19 protein-coding genes are annotated in these 15,918 nt (G+C 70.2%); 12 read left to right on the top strand and 7 right to left on the bottom strand.

The window, feature by feature from the left end; translation table 11 throughout:
- Positions 1-22 precede the first annotated feature (22 nt).
- On the top strand, positions 23-439 hold the full coding sequence (locus BN1959_RS05880; RefSeq protein WP_053947765.1) for a Rieske (2Fe-2S) protein: 417 nt from the start codon (positions 23-25) through the stop codon (positions 437-439).
- Positions 440-579: 140 nt separating this feature from the next.
- On the opposite strand, the gene sod is transcribed toward BN1959_RS05880, so the two are convergent.
- On the bottom strand, positions 580-1,182 hold the full coding sequence (gene sod, locus BN1959_RS05875) for a superoxide dismutase (protein ID WP_053947764.1): 603 nt from the start codon (positions 1,180-1,182) through the stop codon (positions 580-582).
- Positions 1,183-1,380: 198 nt separating this feature from the next.
- On the opposite strand from sod, the gene BN1959_RS05870 reads away from it, so the two are divergent.
- Positions 1,381-2,115 (top strand): pirin family protein, encoded by a 735-nt coding sequence (locus tag BN1959_RS05870; protein WP_053947763.1) that lies wholly within the window; start codon positions 1,381-1,383, stop codon positions 2,113-2,115.
- 232 nt (positions 2,116-2,347) lie between these two features.
- Complete coding sequence (locus BN1959_RS05865) at positions 2,348-2,665, top strand: hypothetical protein (RefSeq protein WP_053947762.1); 318 nt, start codon at positions 2,348-2,350, stop codon at positions 2,663-2,665.
- A gap of 45 nt (positions 2,666-2,710) precedes the next feature.
- Here BN1959_RS05865 and ilvA read toward each other — a convergent pair whose 3' ends face one another.
- Complete coding sequence (gene ilvA, locus BN1959_RS05860) at positions 2,711-3,931, bottom strand: threonine ammonia-lyase (RefSeq protein WP_053947761.1); 1,221 nt, start codon at positions 3,929-3,931, stop codon at positions 2,711-2,713.
- Positions 3,932-4,119: 188 nt separating this feature from the next.
- On the opposite strand from ilvA, the gene BN1959_RS05855 reads away from it, so the two are divergent.
- From BN1959_RS05855 to BN1959_RS05835, 5 genes are all read left to right on the top strand, one after another.
- Positions 4,120-5,073: a carbohydrate kinase family protein gene (locus BN1959_RS05855; protein ID WP_053947760.1), complete on the top strand. Its 954-nt coding sequence runs from the start codon at positions 4,120-4,122 to the stop codon at positions 5,071-5,073.
- A gap of 58 nt (positions 5,074-5,131) precedes the next feature.
- Positions 5,132-5,731 (top strand): DUF5789 family protein, encoded by a 600-nt coding sequence (locus BN1959_RS05850; protein ID WP_053947759.1) that lies wholly within the window; start codon positions 5,132-5,134, stop codon positions 5,729-5,731.
- Positions 5,732-5,831: 100 nt separating this feature from the next.
- Positions 5,832-6,470, top strand: coding sequence for a VOC family protein (locus tag BN1959_RS05845; RefSeq protein ID WP_053947758.1), 639 nt, complete (start codon positions 5,832-5,834; stop codon positions 6,468-6,470).
- On the top strand, positions 6,467-7,576 hold the full coding sequence (locus BN1959_RS05840; protein ID WP_321164387.1) for a VOC family protein: 1,110 nt from the start codon (positions 6,467-6,469) through the stop codon (positions 7,574-7,576). The genes BN1959_RS05845 and BN1959_RS05840 overlap by 4 nt, the downstream gene beginning before the upstream one ends.
- Positions 7,569-8,237 carry an alpha/beta hydrolase gene (locus tag BN1959_RS05835; protein ID WP_079978731.1) on the top strand — a complete coding sequence of 223 codons (669 nt, stop codon included), beginning with the start codon at positions 7,569-7,571 and terminating at the stop codon, positions 8,235-8,237. Before BN1959_RS05840 ends, BN1959_RS05835 begins: the two co-directional genes overlap by 8 nt.
- A 139-nt stretch (positions 8,238-8,376) precedes the next feature.
- Here BN1959_RS05835 and BN1959_RS05830 read toward each other — a convergent pair whose 3' ends face one another.
- The gene (locus BN1959_RS05830) at positions 8,377-9,195 is read right to left on the bottom strand and encodes a BtpA/SgcQ family protein (RefSeq protein WP_053947756.1); all 819 of its coding nucleotides are present in this window, start codon (positions 9,193-9,195) and stop codon (positions 8,377-8,379) included.
- Between the two features lie 49 nt (positions 9,196-9,244).
- A complete protein-coding gene (locus tag BN1959_RS05825; protein WP_053947755.1) occupies positions 9,245-10,153 on the bottom strand; it encodes a hypothetical protein in 909 nt (302 codons plus the stop codon).
- Positions 10,154-10,249: 96 nt separating this feature from the next.
- Here BN1959_RS05825 and BN1959_RS14670 point away from each other — a divergent pair, with 96 nt between their 5' ends.
- A complete protein-coding gene (locus BN1959_RS14670) occupies positions 10,250-10,423 on the top strand; it encodes a hypothetical protein (protein WP_154018224.1) in 174 nt (57 codons plus the stop codon).
- Positions 10,424-10,454: 31 nt separating this feature from the next.
- Here BN1959_RS14670 and BN1959_RS05820 read toward each other — a convergent pair whose 3' ends face one another.
- Both BN1959_RS05820 and BN1959_RS05815 read right to left on the bottom strand, forming a co-directional pair.
- Positions 10,455-11,216, bottom strand: a complete 762-nt coding sequence (locus BN1959_RS05820; RefSeq protein ID WP_053947754.1) for a GTP cyclohydrolase III — start codon at positions 11,214-11,216, stop codon at positions 10,455-10,457.
- A 58-nt stretch (positions 11,217-11,274) separates the two neighbouring features.
- The gene (locus BN1959_RS05815) at positions 11,275-11,934 is read right to left on the bottom strand and encodes a hypothetical protein (RefSeq protein WP_053947753.1); all 660 of its coding nucleotides are present in this window, start codon (positions 11,932-11,934) and stop codon (positions 11,275-11,277) included.
- A gap of 86 nt (positions 11,935-12,020) precedes the next feature.
- Here BN1959_RS05815 and BN1959_RS05810 point away from each other — a divergent pair, with 86 nt between their 5' ends.
- Genes BN1959_RS05810 through surE form a run of 3 tightly spaced genes read left to right on the top strand, consistent with a single transcriptional unit; the run spans position 12,021 to position 14,172 of the window.
- Positions 12,021-12,470: a DUF4112 domain-containing protein gene (locus BN1959_RS05810; RefSeq protein WP_053947752.1), complete on the top strand. Its 450-nt coding sequence runs from the start codon at positions 12,021-12,023 to the stop codon at positions 12,468-12,470.
- Between the two features lie 43 nt (positions 12,471-12,513).
- On the top strand, positions 12,514-13,335 hold the full coding sequence (locus tag BN1959_RS05805) for an HAD-IIA family hydrolase (protein WP_053947751.1): 822 nt from the start codon (positions 12,514-12,516) through the stop codon (positions 13,333-13,335).
- Between the two features lie 45 nt (positions 13,336-13,380).
- Positions 13,381-14,172 carry a 5'/3'-nucleotidase SurE gene (gene surE / locus BN1959_RS05800; RefSeq protein ID WP_053947750.1) on the top strand — a complete coding sequence of 264 codons (792 nt, stop codon included), beginning with the start codon at positions 13,381-13,383 and terminating at the stop codon, positions 14,170-14,172.
- A gap of 7 nt (positions 14,173-14,179) precedes the next feature.
- Here the strand turns inward: surE and BN1959_RS05795 are convergent, their stop codons facing one another.
- Positions 14,180-15,898 (bottom strand): rhomboid family intramembrane serine protease, encoded by a 1,719-nt coding sequence (locus BN1959_RS05795; RefSeq protein WP_053947749.1) that lies wholly within the window; start codon positions 15,896-15,898, stop codon positions 14,180-14,182.
- Between the last annotated feature and the right edge of the window lie 20 nt (positions 15,899-15,918).

Below are 15,918 nucleotides of genomic sequence, written 5' to 3'. Positions count from 1 at the left end.
TCGCGGCGACGAGGTGCCGGCGATGTCCGAGCGAACACGGATCGCGGCGGTCGACGCCGTGCCGGCGCGTGGCTCCTACCTGTTCAGCGTCGAGGACGCCTTCACCAACGAGCGGGAGGCGATCCTCGTCCCCTGCGAGGACGAGTCCGGCGTCGAGGCGTGGCTCAACAACTGCCCCCACGAGGACCAGCGGTTCGACCGCGGCGACGGCGCGGCGATACGCGACGGCGAGATCATCTGCCCGAAACACGGCTCGCTGTTCGACGCCTGCGAGGGCGACTGCGGCAACGGTCCGGCAGCGGGCTCGTCGCTCCGCCCGATCGAGATCGCCGTCGAGGACGGCGACGTGTTCCTCGTCGACGACGGCTACACCTACCTCAAGGACGGCGGGCTCGACGACGACGAGGGACCGAGTTCGACCTCGCATCTCTCCTTTTGAGTCGAGCGGTCGCTGTCGGAGCTGAAAGCGGGGGAAACGCGTCCGCGGCGGCGGGGTGCCAACCGTCGTTCGTGTCGCCGCCGCCGGAGCGCCGGGTCGCGGGGTCGGCCGCGACCGCGAGAGGGCCGAAGTCGTAGTCGTTACTCGAACAGTTCGACGGCCTGCTCGTAGCGGGCCGACGGCTCTTCCCAGTCGACGACCTCGAAGAACGCGTCCACGAAGTCGCCGCGGGCGGGACCGTAGTCGTAGTAGTAGGAGTGCTCCCAAACGTCCAGCGCCAGAATCGGGTGCGATCCCCAGAGGGCGCCCTGGTCGTGCTTGTCCACCACGACGTTGCGCAGCTGGTTGCTGTAGGAGTCGTAGACGAGCAGGGCCCAGCCGCCGGCGGCGCCGGCTGCGGCCTCGAACTCGCCCTTCCAGGCGTCGTAGGAGCCGAAGTCCTCCGCGATGCGGTCGGCGAGCGCCCCAGACGGCGCGTCGCCGCCCTCGGGGCTCATCGACTGCCAGAACAGGTCGTGGAGAATGTGGCCCGACCCGTTGTGCGTCACGTCGCCGATAGCGCCGGGGGAAGAACCGAACTCGCCGTTCTCGCGGTTCTCTTCGAGGGTCTCCTCGGCGCTGTTCCAGCCGTTGACGTACCCCTGATGGTGCGTGTCGTGATGCCACGTCAGCACCTGCTCGGAGATCGACGGTTCCAGTGCATCGTACTCGTACGGCAGCGGCGGCAGTTCGTAATCCGTCATGCACCCCAACGTACGGGTCGGGACGGTAAGAGCGTTCCCTGAAACGGATTCAAGTTTGATTACCGAGAAATTGTACTATTCAGATAACTGCACTTTCGAGGCCTCTACCAAACTTCTCTTAGAAATGTGTCGAAGAGTAGGTAGATATCCGCCTCCGCCGCCGTGACGGTTAAGCGTCCGCACCGACTCGGTCGAACCATGTCTTTCGACCAAACGGTAAACGCCCCGATACCGGGCGAGACGGTCCGGCACGGAACGGGCGTGAACTCCAATCGCGCGTTCCCCACCGACGGCTACCCCCACAACCTCGACCCATTCGTGCTGTTCGAGCGGTTCTACATCGAGCCCGACGACGGGTTCCCGACCCACCCCCACAGGGGGTTCGAGATCGTCTCCTACATGCTCGACGGCGGGATGGAGCACGGCGACTCGCTGGGCGTGACCCACACCGCCTACCCGGGCGACGCGATGCGGATCACCACCGGCGGCGGGATCGAACACTCCGAGATGCCCGCCGACGGCGCGGGCTGTAACGGCCTCCAGCTCTGGGTGAACCTCCCCCGGGAGAAGAAGGAGATCGAGGCCGACTACGCGGACGCGGATGCGGAAGAACTCCCGACCGAGGAGGTCGACGGCGCGACGATCACGACCGTCGTCGGCGAGGGCTCGCCGCTCTCGCTGCACACGCCGATGGAGTACTACGACGTGCGCGTCGACGGCACGTGGGAGTGGAGCACGCCCGACGGCTGGTCGGGGTTCCTCTACGGCGTCGCCGGCGAAGGGACCGTCGACGGCGAGGCGTTCGGGACGGGCGACGTGCTGCCCGCGACAGAGGCCGGCGGTGTCACCGTCGAAGGTGAGTTCCGCCTCGTCGCCGTCGCGGGCGAGCCCCACGACGAGCCGATCAATCAGCGCGGCCCGTTCGTGCTCTGAGCCGGTCACGGCTCGTGACCTGTCGCGGACTCCGTTCCGCGACCGCGGAGCGTGTTGCCGTGACCGTGCTGTAGCCGATTCGGGCTCGCGACCTGTCGCGCGCTCCGTCGCGCGACTGCGGAACGTGTTGCCGTGACCGTGCGATGCCGATTTCGGCTCGCGACCTGTCGCGCGCTCCGTCGCACGACCGCGAAGGGATCAATTTTTGGCAGTGCGTCACTTGTGGCGTGGTATGGCGACGCATGTACAGAACGCCGGCCCGAGTCCGGCGTCGCTCCCCGACGCCGTCCCGTTCGACCTGCGCAACCTCACGCGACAGAGCTGGAAGCTCGGTAGCCGGATCGTCGACGACGCCGAGCGTGTCGGCGAGTGGCAGCACAGCGAAGGACGCTGGACGCTAACGGCGTTCGACGCGACCGAGGAGACGCTCGTCCTTCGACTCCGGACCCCGGTCGGACGGACTCGGTTCTACGGCGCGATCGAGGCGGAGTTCCGCGACGCGCGGCCGGCGATCACGTCGGCGGCGGCGTGGGAGCGCGTCGACGAGTGACGGCTCAGGCCCGCGCGACCCGGCGGGAGCTCGGGATCAACCGCCCTACGAGGGGACGAGATCCCGGACGCGGTAGCCCGCGTCCTCGATGTCCCGGATAATTCCCTGAATGGCCGCCTCGCTGGGCGTCGTCAGCCGCATGACGAGGTCCGCCTCGCCAACCGGGAGCCCCTCCTCGGACCGGTCGTGGCGCACGCTACGGATGTTGGTGTCGTGCTCGCCGATCAGCGACGCGAGCTCGCCGAGCACGCCCGGCTGGTCGTCGATCCGGACCCGGAGCGTGACGAACTGCCGGCGGTCGACCAGCGCGCGGGTCAGCACGTCCTGCAGCGTCGCGATGTCGATGTTGCCACCGCAGAGCAGCGGGGCGACGGTGCCGTCGACCTCGATCGTCTCCGAGAGCAGCGGCGCGACCGAGGCCGCGGCCGCCCCCTCGGTGAGCTGCTTGGTCCGTTCGAGCAGCCACAGCGTCGCGGAGGCGATCTCGGTGTCCGAGACCGTCACCACCTCGTCGACGCGCTTCTGGATGATCTCGAAGGTTCGCTGAGAGAGGCTGCCCGTCGCGATCCCGTCGGCGATCGTGTCGGGGTTCTCGTTCTCGACGGGCTCGCCTTTCCGCAGGCTCTCCGGCGCCGTCGCGGCGTCCTCGGCCTGCACGCCGACGACGCGAACGTCGCGGTCGGCGGCCTGCATTGCCGTCGCGACGCCGGAGATCAGCCCGCCGCCGCCGATCGGGACGACGACGGTGTCGAGGTCGGGCACCTGCTCCAGCAGTTCGAGGCCGAGCGTCCCCTGCCCGGCGATCACCGCGGGGTCGTCGTAGGCGTGCACGAACGCGGTCCCCGGCTCGTCCGCGCGATCCTGAGCCGCGGCCATCGCCTCCGCGAACGTCTCCCCGCGGAGTTCGACCGTCGCGCCGTATCCTTCGGTGGCGTCGATCTTGGCCTGCGGCGCCGTCTCGGGCATGAACACCAGCGAGTCGAGCCCCCGCGCGGTCGCGGCGTACGCGACCCCCTGTGCGTGGTTGCCCGCGCTCGCGGCGACGACTCGATCGGCCTCGCCGCGCTCGGCAACCTCGCTGATCCGGTTGTACGCCCCGCGGGGTTTGAACGAGCCCGTCTTCTGGAACTGCTCCAGCTTGAGCCACGCGTCGGCGCCGACGCGCTCGCTGAGCGTCTGGTTGTGCATCACCGGCGTCTCGCGGATCCCCTCGGCGTCGGCGAGGCGCTCGCGGGCCGCGCGCACGTCGTCGAGCGAGACCGTCACTGCCCCACCTCCGCGGCGGGGCGGCTCCCCTGTCGGGTCACGTGGTCGTTCACGCCGTCGAAGTGGGGTCGACACCGCCTTAGTCCTTCGTTCGTCCATCGCCGGAGCCAGCGAACACCGCGACGCTGTCGGGCCGATTCGGCACCGACGCGCCGTGGACTTATCTCCCGGGACGACCCAGCCCGGGTATGGCCGACTCAGCCGACCCCTCGCCCGAGGTCGTGGCCGTCGGGGCCGCGACCGTCGATCGGTTCTACGACGTGACGAACCTCCCCGACCCGGACGGCGGCGCGTTCGCCCGCGAGGCCACCGAGCGCTTCGGCGGCGTCGGCGCCAACGTCGCGACCGGCCTCGCGCGGCTCGGCCGCGACACCGCCCTGATCGGACGGCTCGGGACCGACGACCTCGGCGACCGCGTGCTCGTGGACCTGGAGGCCGGGCCGGTCTCGACCGCGCTGATCCGGCGCGGCGCCGGCACGACGACCCACTGCGTGATCCTCCGCGACGACGCCGGCGAACGCATGATCGTGACCGCGGGCGACTCGACGGTTCGACTCCGACTGGACGACGACGATCGCGCCGCGATCCGGGCCGCCGACACGGTGTTCGTCACCGCGTACGCGCCCGACCCCGTCACCGCAGAGATCGTCGAGATCGCTCGCGAGGACGGCGGGCCTGCGCTCGCGTTCGACCTTTCCGGGCCCCTCGAAGAGCTCCGGGGGCGCGGCACCGAGCCCTCGACGATCGACCGCGTGGTCGAGACCGCAGAGCTGTTCGTTACGGCAGAAGTGGCCGCTGAGTCGTACCTCGACTGCCCCGCGGAGGCGGCCGTCGGCGCGCTCCGCGATCGGGGCTGTTCGCGCGGCGCGGTTACGTTCGGCACCGAGGGCGCGACGCTGTTCTACGGCGAGGCGACGACCGAGATCCCGGCGTTCGACGTCGACGCGACGGACACGACCGGTGCCGGCGACGCGTTCACGGCGGCGCTGACCGAGCGCTGGCTGCTCGGCGACGCCGACCCCGAGCGGGCGGGACGGTTCGCGGCGGCTGCGGCGGCGACGAACTGCCGCGCCGCGGGGGCTCGCGGCGGGCTGCCCGACCGTGACGCGATTCTGGCGTTCCTGAGCGATCGGGGCATCTGAGCGGCGAAAACTGACCCTTGGCCATAGGGTTATACCCGTCGGTGCGCTAATAGACACAATGGCAGACGACAAGCAAGGCCGAGACAAGCAGGCCGCCGACGAGGAGCGACGACAGCGCGAGCGCGCACTTCGAACCGAACTGGAGCGATACGACGAGGCGGAGCCGCCCGTCGACGACGCCGAGCTCGACGAGATCGAGGCCGAGCTCGACACGCTCTCCTTCCCCGCGACCGCCGCCGAGATTGTCGACACTGTCGGCGAGCGTCGAGTCACTGCGGGGCAGGAGACGTACGCGGTACAGGAGCTGCTCCCGGAGGCGGAGGTCGAGACGTTCGAGGCGCCCGCGGTCGTCCGGAGCAGGATCCAGCGGCCGACGCTCGCGGCGGCGATGAAGCGCATCGTCGAAGCCAGCGAGACGATCCCGAACGTGGAGTACTCGGCGAGCCAGCGCGACGCCTACGAGAAGACGATCCGCGCGCTGCAGGCGGTCGACACGCTCGACGAGGACGAGGGCGTCCGTACGATCACCGACTGGATCGTCGACCGGATCGAGGAGAAGGGGAAGCTCCCCGGCTCGCGGGACGTACGCCGGCAGGGCGCGAAGATCACCCGGGAGAGCGGGTACGAGGTTCGGAACGACGAGTGGCTGGGGATCTGATTCCCACCGAATCGACCGCTAACACTCACGTCACCGGGTGGTGAGAGTGTCCGGGAACGGCTATAGGCGAGGCCCGCCAAGCCAGTAACACGAGACAACTATGTCCGACGCACCCACCCAAGCCGACGAGAGCGACATCCCCGTCACCGCCGAGAAACCCGACAGCCCCGTCGGGGTCACCGGCGTCGACCACATCACGCTGATCGGGAGCAACGAGGAAGACACCGTCGCGTACTACCGGGACATCCTCGGCATGCCCCTAGTGCTGCGCCAGCCGAACCTCGACAACCCCGAGGCGACCCACCTATTCTTCGACGCCGGCGACGGCCGGATCATCACGTTCTTCGTGAGCGATCGGGACTCCGACAACCGCCCGCAGCGCGTCGGCCAGGGCGGGGTCCACCACCTCGCGTTCAGCGTCGACGGCGAGCGCCTCGCGGAGATCGCCGAGGGGCTGGAGGACGCGGGCTACGGCTACAACGAGTTCGACCGCGGCGCGTTCCACTCGCTGTACACCCGTGACCACAACGGGCTCACGATCGAGCTCGCCGCCGACAAGTTCAAGATCCCCGACGACCGCCGAGGGGAAGTGCTGGCCCACGCGCAGGCCCACCGCGTCGACGACGGCGACGAGTACGTGAAAGACGAGCACATGCGCGCCGCGCTGGAGGAGCTCGACATCCCGATCGAGGAGATCGAGATCCCCACGACGGCGTCCTCCGGGACGGGGGGACTGTGAGCGAGCGGGAACCCGAACTCGACACGCTGGCGCCCGACGGCAACGCCGAGACGACCGCCCCGGACACGCCCGGCATCCACCACGTCTCCGTCGTCAGCGGCGATCCGCACGGGACGCTGACGTTCTACCGCGACGTGCTCGGACTGCGCCTCGTCAAGCGCACCGTCAACCACGACGAGCCCGCGGTCCACCACCTCTACTTCGGCGACGGAGCAGGGACGACGGGAACGACGTTCACGGCGTTCCCCTACCCCCTCGACGCCGGGGGGCGCCGCGGTGCCGGGCAGCCGAGCGAGACGGCGTTTGCGGTCCCCGAGGGGAGCCTCGACGGCTGGCAGGACCGGCTCGCCGACCGCGGCGTCGCCGTCGACGGCCCCAGCGAACGCTTCGACGAACCGGTCCTCACCTTCACCGACCCGGACGGCCTCGACCTCGCGTTGGTCGAGAGCGAGTCCGCCGGCGTCCTCGGAACCGACGAACGCGCCGTCGATCCGTGGGACGAGACGGTTCCGACTGATCACGCCATCCGGGGCGTTCACTCGGTCACGCTACGCTCGAACAGCCCCTACGTCACCGGGCGCGTGCTGGAGCTGTTCGGGTTCGGCCTCGTCGGGCAGGCGGGCGACCGCGTTCGCTACGTCGCCGGGGCCGACGGCGTCGAGTCGGAAGGGCTGGACGCCGACACGACCGACCTCGCCCGAGATCCGACACCCGGCACCGTGATCGACCTCTACGCCCGCGAGGAGTCGTGGGGGAAGGAGGGCGCCGGGACGGGCCACCACGTCGCGCTCCGCGTGCCCGACCGCACCGCGCTCGAGGCGTGGCGCGACCGACTGATCGACGCTGGGCTTTCCCCGTCGCCGTCCCGGGACCGCTACTACTTCGACTCGGTGTACGTCCGCGACCTCGGCGGCGTGTTGTTCGAACTCGCGACCGACGGCCCCGGGCTCACGCGCGACGAGCCGACCGACGAACTCGGGACCGACCTCCGCCTGCCGCCGTGGCTGCAGGAGGACGAGGCGATGCTCCGCGAGCAGCTCCCGCCGCTCGACGAGCCGGTACAGTTCGACGCCGATCCGGAGCGCCGGGATGCGACGGATGACTGATCTCCCGACCGTCGGCGGCGACGGCCCCCACGCGGGCCAGCCGATCCTGACCGCCGGCGCGCCGAAGGCCGCGGCCGAGGCGGCGCTGGTCCTGCTCCACGGTCGCGGCGCCCGTCCGGGCACCGTGCTCGATCTCGCCGACGAGCTCGGCCGCTCTGGTGTGGCCCACATCGCGCCGGAAGCGTACCACAACACCTGGTACCCCCACGCCGCCACGGACGAGCGCGAACTGAATCAGCCACACCTCGACTCGGCACTTCGCGCGGTCCACGACGCGATCGACCTGGCGCACGACGCCGGCGTCCCGGGGGGGAAGGTGGTCGTGCTCGGGTTCTCTCAAGGCGCCTGCCTCGCCGCCGAGTACGTCTACCGGAACCCACGGCGCTACGGCGGACTGGCAGCACTCAGTGGCTGCCTGATGGGCCCCGAAAACACGACGGTGCCCGACGATGAGGAGAGAGGCCTCGACGGAACGCCCGCCCTCTTCGGCTGCGACGAGGACGATCCGCACATTCCCGCGTCACGGGTCCGGGAGTCCGCCGACGCCTACCGGGAGTGCGGTTCCGACGTGACGACACGGCTCTACGAGGGGCTGGGTCACCAAGTGAACGAGGACGAGATGGACTGGATCCGGGACACCCTCGACGACCTGCTCGGCTGATCGGGCGAACCCTTTTGACCGAGAGCGCGGGCAGGCCCGTCGATGCGCTGAGAACCGACCCGGGGCGTCCGCGGCTGTGCGGCCACACGCCTCGGGCACGCGGCGGCCGCCTGTTCGCTCCCTTCGTCGGCAGCGACGGCTACTCCCGGACCTCGTCGGCGGCGGCGACGAGCTCCCGGGTTCGTTCCTCGCTCACGGGGTCGCCGGAGGCAGACCCCGACTTGAGCGCGGTGCCGACGATGACGCCGTCGGCGATCGAGAGGATGTCCCCGACCGTGTCGGGCGTGACGCCGCTGCCCACGAACAGCGGCACGTCCAGCCCGAACTCCTCGCGACGGTCGGACGCCTGCTGGAGAGTCTCGTGGTCGACGGCGTGGCCGGTGCCCATCCCCGAGACGACCGTGGCGTCGGCAAGCCCGCGCTCGACGTTGTCGGCGAAGGACTCGGCGGTGAAGTCCTCGGCAGCGACGGGTGCGGAGTGTTTGACGTCGTGGTCGGCGAACACTGCCACGTCGGCACCGAGGCGGTCGCGCTCCCGCATCGTCTCGTAGGCCTTCCCCTCGATGATCCCCTGATCAGCGACACGTGCGCCGGTGTGGATGTTCACTCGCATGAACTCCGCACCGACGGCCTGTGCGACTGCGAGATCGGCGGCGGCGTCGTTCCGGAGTACGTTCACGCCCACCGGTAGGTCGATCTCGTCGGCGACCGCGCCCGCGGCGCGAGTCATCGAGGCGACGACGTGTTTGGGCACGTCGTCGGGGTAGAACGGCGCGTCGCCGAAGTTCTCGACCATCACGGCGTCGACGCCGCCCGCTTCGAGCGCCCGGGCGTCGGCACGGGCTCGCTCGATCACAGCCGCGCGGTCGCCGTCGAACTTCGGCGCGCCCGGCAGCGGGTCGAGGTGGACCATCCCGACGATCGGCCGGCTCCGTCCGAACGTGGCTTCGATATCCATAGCCGAGCGTCGAACCGGCCCGGGTAAGCTCTGACGACTCCGGTTCGAGCTACGCCCAGAGTTCCGTCTCCTCGCGGAGCCCGCCGGTGATGATCGAGCGTACGGCCTCGATCTCGCTGTCAACTTCGGCGGTGTTTTCGAGTAACACGGTCTCGCTGGGGAACAGCTGTTCACCCAGCACGAGCCCGTGGTCGCGGGCAGTGTTCCCGGTGACGGTGAGGTAGACGCCGACGCCGGCCGCGGCGATGGCGGCTTCCTCCTCCTGCCCGTTCTCGGGGTAGACGAACTCGATTCCGTCGAGGGCGTCCATTCCCAGCACCGCCTCTACCAGCCGCTCGTAGCGCGGCGAGATACAGAGCGGCCCCTCGTAGTCGGCGAGGAACGCCCGGTCGAGATCGGTGCCGGAGGGGACTGTCTCGGGCGTCCCGAGCAGCGTGTGGTACACCGTGTCGCCGAGCCCGGTGACGACGCGTACGTCGGACTCCGTCGGGTCGATCCGTTCGTTGACGGCGGCGAGGTTGTCGACGCCCTCCGGGCCGAGGGAGACGACCTCCTCCAGCACCAGATCGGCGGCGTCGAAGCCGAGCGCGAACTCGTGGGTCCGCAGCGCGCGGAACGGCTCCTCCCGACCGACCAGGTGGACCGGCGTCCCGTCGAGCTCGACGGTGAGACTGTCGAAGACGATCCGCCGGGGCTTTCCCTCGCGGTCGTCCCGGAGCAGCGTGAACTCCGGCCCCGACGGGTCGGCGGGCGCGGAGTACTCGAGCAGTCGCTCGTAGCTCCCCTTCTCCGGGGTCTGTTCGCCCTTCGTGATCGCCTTCTCGTAGCGGAGCACGGAGGTCACCTGATCGACCGTCGCGTCGGCGTCGAGGGTGTCGGCGACGGTGGCGACCCGCTCCAGCACCGCCTCCAGCGGCCGCCCCTTCCGGGGAACCGCGACGGGTACCGGCTCAGTCATTACCCGTGCGAGGGGGCCGACGGAAAAAGCGGTTGCGGAAGGGGCGTGCCACAACGGCTAAGCGGCGTCGGCTCGCGCTCAGGGACGTGATCCACGGTGGCGGCCGCTGAGACGGTCCTCCTCGTCGGCATCGTCCTCGCGGTGTGGGGCGCGGCGAGCGTGCTGTTCGACGCCGCCCTCGGTGGCGGGAACCGCCGGTTCGTCGCCTACCTCGTCGGACTGCTGCTCGGACTCGCGCTCGTCGGCTACCTGCTGGTGACGCGCCTCTGAGATCGGTGAGCGGCGCCCTCGCGCTCCGCGCTCAGTGGTCTTCGCCTGCGAACTCTACCCGCGTCCCGTCGTACCGACAGTCCTCCAGCGCGTGCTTGGCGTCGATCCCGGCGTCGTGAGGGGTGGGGCCGAACCCGACGCCGACTTTGAGCTCCACGTCCGCGTCGTCGCTGACGTGGTCGATAGCCTCCTGGTACTCGGATTCGGTCATCTCGGGGACGATCGCGATCACGTTGTCGCCGCCGACGAAAAAGGAGAGCGCGCCGTGGGCCTCGCGCATGTACCGCATCAGGCTGGCGTACGCCTGCTCGATCCGGATGAACGAGTCGAACTCGTTCAGCCGGTCGGTGTACTTCCCGGTCGCGTCGTTCACGTCGAAGTGGGCGATCGACACGTCGCCGGCCTCGGGCGGTCGGTACTCGCCGCCGAGCACCTCGCGCCGCGCGCGGTCCTGTGCGCTGCCGGCCGCCTGCACGCGCTGGGTCGCACCCTCCAACGCCTCGATCGGAACGGGGTCGACCGCGGTTCCGAGGCTGACCGAAATCGGGTAGCGGTTGCCGACCGACTCCTGCAGGAGCTCGTGGTCCGCCTGATCGAGCCCGTTGGTGACGGCGACCATGTTGTCGAACCGGGTGAAGAAGGCGTAGCCGTCCCGGGAGCCGACGAACTGGGCGATATCCGCAAACAGCCGGGACTGCAAGGTCTGGAGATCCATCTCCCGGCGTGGTTCGGGCTCGACGGTCCACGGGCCGTAGTTGTCGATCTGGATGTGGGTGAGCTGGGGACGGGTCACGTTACTTGCGGTAGGTTGGCTGTCGCAGTTGTAGTTTGGTATTCCCGAATGCGTGACGCTACTTCAGCGGCGTCAGCAGGAGCCCGGCGTAGTACTTCGGCGCGCTCTTGCGGGAGCGAGCCAGCGCCACCCGCAGCGCGTTCGCGGCGTCGTCGAACACGCCCGGCCCGTGGCCGACGTGTACGTTGTCCGGCGAGAGACCGCCGAGCGCCCTCCGCGGCGGGAACAGCCGCAGCGCGGGGTGGACGCCCAGCCGCTCCGCACCGGTTCTGAAGAACTCGGCCGTACCGACGGCCTCGGCGACGATCAGGGTCCCGCGATCGCGGTCGTACAGCGCCACTTCGTGCCAGAACCGGTTGTCGACGACCGTGATCGCCCGGAACCCGGTGTCGGGAAGCGCCCGACTGTACAGCTCGGTCTCGGCGTCGAGCTCGTCGGCGACGCCGGCGAGCGGTTCGGGCAGCGAGACCGGCACGTCGTGCCGCCGAGCCACCGCGGCGGTGTCGCGCTTGTGGCGGTCGAGCAACAGCGTCACTCCCGCAACCTCGCCCAGCTCCGCGAGTTCGTCGTCGAGCCCGGGGGCGTCGACGGGGTCGATCACCCAGAGGCCCTCGTCGGTCTCGATCGCGTGGCTGGTGCGGTGCATCCCGCCGACCTCTTCTGCGAGCGTCCAACTGATACCGCCGTCCCAGCGGTCGACGACGTCGAGCGTGCTCATACCTTTAGTTCGGGCCGACGGGGCTTAACTGTCGGCGGCACCGGACCGCCCCAGCGCTTACCCGGCTCACGCCCCTAGTGCGAACCATGAGTGACGAGGTCGCGGCGGCGTTCGACGGTATCGACCCAGCCGACGTGCCCGAATCGGTCGACCGTGGGGCGCTGGAGCGGATGCGCACCGTCGCGATGGTGCTCGACGAGTCGATCGAGATCCCGGTGATCGAGTACCGGATCGGCGTCGACCCGCTGCTCTCGATGATCCCCGGGGTCGGCGACGCGCTCAGCGCCGGCATCTCGCTGTACATCGTGATCGAGTCGGCCCGGCTGGGCGTCTCCTTCACCACGCTGCTGGGCATGCTCGCCCGGATCACCGTCGACGTCGCCGGCGGTTCGATCCCGTTCGTCGGGCCCGTCTTCGACGCGGTGTTCAAAGCGAACACGTGGAACGTCGAGGCTGCGATGGACGACCTGTTCGGCGAGAACCGCGACGAGGAGGAGGACGACGCGGTGACGATCCCGGTCACGACGCCGGAGTAGCCCGAGCGGCGCCTTTTCGACCCCGCCGGCCGTAGGGGTTCCCATGAGCTACGACGGCGTCATCCTCGACGTAGACGGGACAGTGGTCCGGGGCGAGCAGCTGCTCCCGGGCGCCGAGGCCGGCCTCGACGCGCTCGCCGAGCGGGGAATCCCGCGGCTGTTCGTCTCCAACAACCCTACGCGGCCGCCGACCGCGTACGCCGAGAAGCTCCGGCGCGCCGGCGTCGACGCCGACAGCGGGGAGATCCTCACCGCCGGCGCGAGCACGGTCGCGTACCTCGGCCGCCACCACGCCGGCGAGACGGTGTACCTCGTCGGGGAGCGCGGCCTCCGTGAACAGTTGGAGAACGCCGGGTTCGACACCGTCGTCGCCGGCAGACACGGCAACCCCGAGCGCGGCGTCGACGTGGCGGTGGTGTCGATCGACCGGGAGTTCGACTACGACACGCTCACGACCGCCGCCCGGACGATCCGGAGCGAGGAGCTCCCGATCGTCGGCAGCGACCCGGACGCGGTGATCCCCGCGGCCGACGGCGACGTGCCGGGGTCGGGCGCGATGATCGCGGCCGTCACGGGCACCGCCGAGCGGGAGGCCGACGCAGTGCTCGGCAAACCCCACGCGATCACCCGGGAGCTGGCGCTCGACCGGCTCGGCTGCGACGCGGGAGACTGTCTGGTGGTCGGCGACCGGCTCGACACGGACATCGCGCTAGCCGCCGAGACGGGGATGACGACCGTGCTCGTGCGCTCGGGCGTGACCGACGACGCGCGGATCGAGCGCTCGCCAGTGACGCCCGAATACGTCGTCGACGATCTCTCGGGGGTCGCGGCGGTGCTCGACGGCACCGCGCCGCGGTACGGCTGAGGCGGAGTCGAACCGCTTAACCACGGTTCCGTCGCAACGACGGGCATGAGCGAGCCACGCATTCTGGTGACCAACGACGACGGGATCGAGAGCCCGGGGTTCCGGGCGCTCTACGAGGCGCTCGAGACGGTGGGCGACCCGGTCGCGGTCGCGCCGTACTCGAACCAGAGCGCCGTCGGCCGCGCCCGGTCGTTCGAGGCGACGGTCCACGAGTACGATCTCGGCTACGCCGTCGAGGGGACGCCCGTGGACTGCGTGATAGCGGGTGTCGAGGCGCTCTGCCCCGACGTGGACGTTGTCGTCGCCGGCTGCAACAAGGGGGCGAACCTCGGCTCGTACGTGATGGGCCGCTCCGGCACCGTCTCGGCGGCCGTCGAGGCGACGTTCTTCGACGTGCCGGCGATCGCCGTCTCCCAGTACGTCCCGACGACCGACGACGAGGAGTTCGAGAACCTCACCCCGCCGAAGGAGGCGTACGCCGACGCCTGCGACGCCGCGGCGTACCTGGTCGAGGAGTCGCTCGACTCGGGCGTGTTCGCGGAGGCCGACTATCTCAACGTCAACGCCCCCGCGCCCGACGAGCACGACGGTCGGCCGCCGATGACCGTCACCGAGCCGTCGCCGCTGTACGCGATGAGCGCCGAGTTCGACGGCGAGGCGATCCGGCTGGAGGACAACATCTGGCAGCGGATGCAGAACGGCGATATCCCCGACGAGGACGGCACCGACCGCCGCGCAGTCGTCGACGGCGAAATCAGTGTCTCGCCGCTGGCGGCGCCCCACTCCGTCGAGCGCCACGACCACCTCGACGAGCTGGCGGCCCTGTACGCCGAGTAGTCAGCGGTCAGTTGTACGTCTCGACGCGCAACACCGTCACTCGCGTCCCGTCGTGGACGGCGACGACACGGCCGTTCCCGCCGTGAAACGTCACGTTCCGGACCGTGACCGACTCGTTGGCTCTCGGGAGCGGCCGACGGATCGTGTCGTTGCCCTCGCTCACGAGGAGCTGGAACGACTCGTTCTCGGCGACGACGGAGACGTTCTGGTCGGCGATCCGTGGCTCCGCCCGGGCGGGGTCGGAGGTGAACACCGTCCGGCGCTCGTCGCCGTCCTCGAGCGCGACGGCGTAGGCAGTACCCCCGCCGACCGCGGTCCAGCCGCGCCGGACGGCTGTCACCGTCTCCCGCCAGCCGACCCCACCGACGACGACCCTCGCGCGGCCGTTGGAGCCGAGCCGTCCCCGCGGGACGACGGACTGCCAGATCCCCCTGTCGGGGTTCGAGACGATCACCCCCGAGGTGGTGACCTGGGTAGTCTCACCGAACAGGGTGACGGGGATCGCCGACACGAGTTCGTTCTCGACGCCCTCGGCGTAGGTGACCTCGTACCCCCGAACGGTGACTGGCTCACCCGGCAGGTCGCCCTGTGTCGAGACGAGGTTGACTGCGACCGCGGGCCCCGACAGCACCGCCGCCACGACCACGATCGCCGCGAGCCCGATCTGTCGGACGGAGAGATCCACGAGTCGCGTGTCGCCGGGGTCGTTGGGCGCTCCACCCCCCAAACTGGCGAACGGGCGACGGTCCGAGCCGGCGACGGCGACGACGATCAGCGCCGCCGCCAGCGCGACCAGTCCGAGGCCGATCGCGCGATACAGCACGTACTCGGTGCCGCCGCGGTACCAGTAGACCGCCCAGAGCGACTGCGCGCTGGCGAGCAGGAGCGCGCCGGTGAACAGCCGGGCCGGCGATGGCGTGTCGGCGGGGCGCCGCCGGAGCAGCAGCGCGCCAAGCACCACCCCCGTGAGCAGGCCGATCGCGTGGCCCTGGATCGCGATGTCGGCAAACCACGGCGTGACGAACCGTGAGCGGCCCGAGGCAGTGATCGTGGGGTTCTGGAGCGCGTTGTAGAGGAGGTTCAGCAGGTCCGACCCCACCAGCCCCAGCACCGTCCCCAGCGGGTAGCGCACCAGCGCGAAGCCGGCGAAGGCGAACACGACCCCCGAGAAGCCGATCACGGCGCCGACCGTGAACAGCGTGATGAGGACGCCGATAGCGGCGACTGCGAGCGGGAACAGGAGGAACGCGCGGGCGATCGGATCGTCCCGGAGCGCGGCGAGGCGCTCGCGGCGCGTCGACGGGTCGGGGCGGGCGGGTTGCCCCGTCGCAGGGTAGTGACCGATCGCGTACTCCACGATCGGCGCGAGGGTGAGCGTGCCGAAGAGGTTCCCGAGCAGATGACCCGGGCCGGCGTGGGCGAAGCCGGCGACGAGCATCCCCAGTGGCTCGGCGTACGACCACGCGCGGAACGGGAGCACGACCGGGCGGTACCAGTGCCAGTAGCCGCCCTGCAGGAACAGGTACACCGCGAGCACCCCCGAGACGGTGACGACGGTCCCCCAGGGGACGCCGAGGACGAACCGCTCGCGGAGCCGGGCGGGGAGGCGGCTATCGTCGAAGTGGAGCGCGAGGACGGCGCCGGCAAGCAGCGCGAGGACGACAAAGACACGCTGGAGCAGCCCCCACGGGACCGCGCCGAACTGGAGGGCGAGCGACACGGACATGGCGGTAGTACTGCCGTCGT

Source organism: Halolamina sediminis (assembly GCF_001282785.1).
Taxonomy (GTDB): Archaea; Halobacteriota; Halobacteria; order Halobacteriales; family Haloferacaceae; genus Halolamina; species Halolamina sediminis.
Note: the sequence above shows the minus strand (reverse complement) of the source record. Positions and strands in the feature narration are given on the sequence as shown.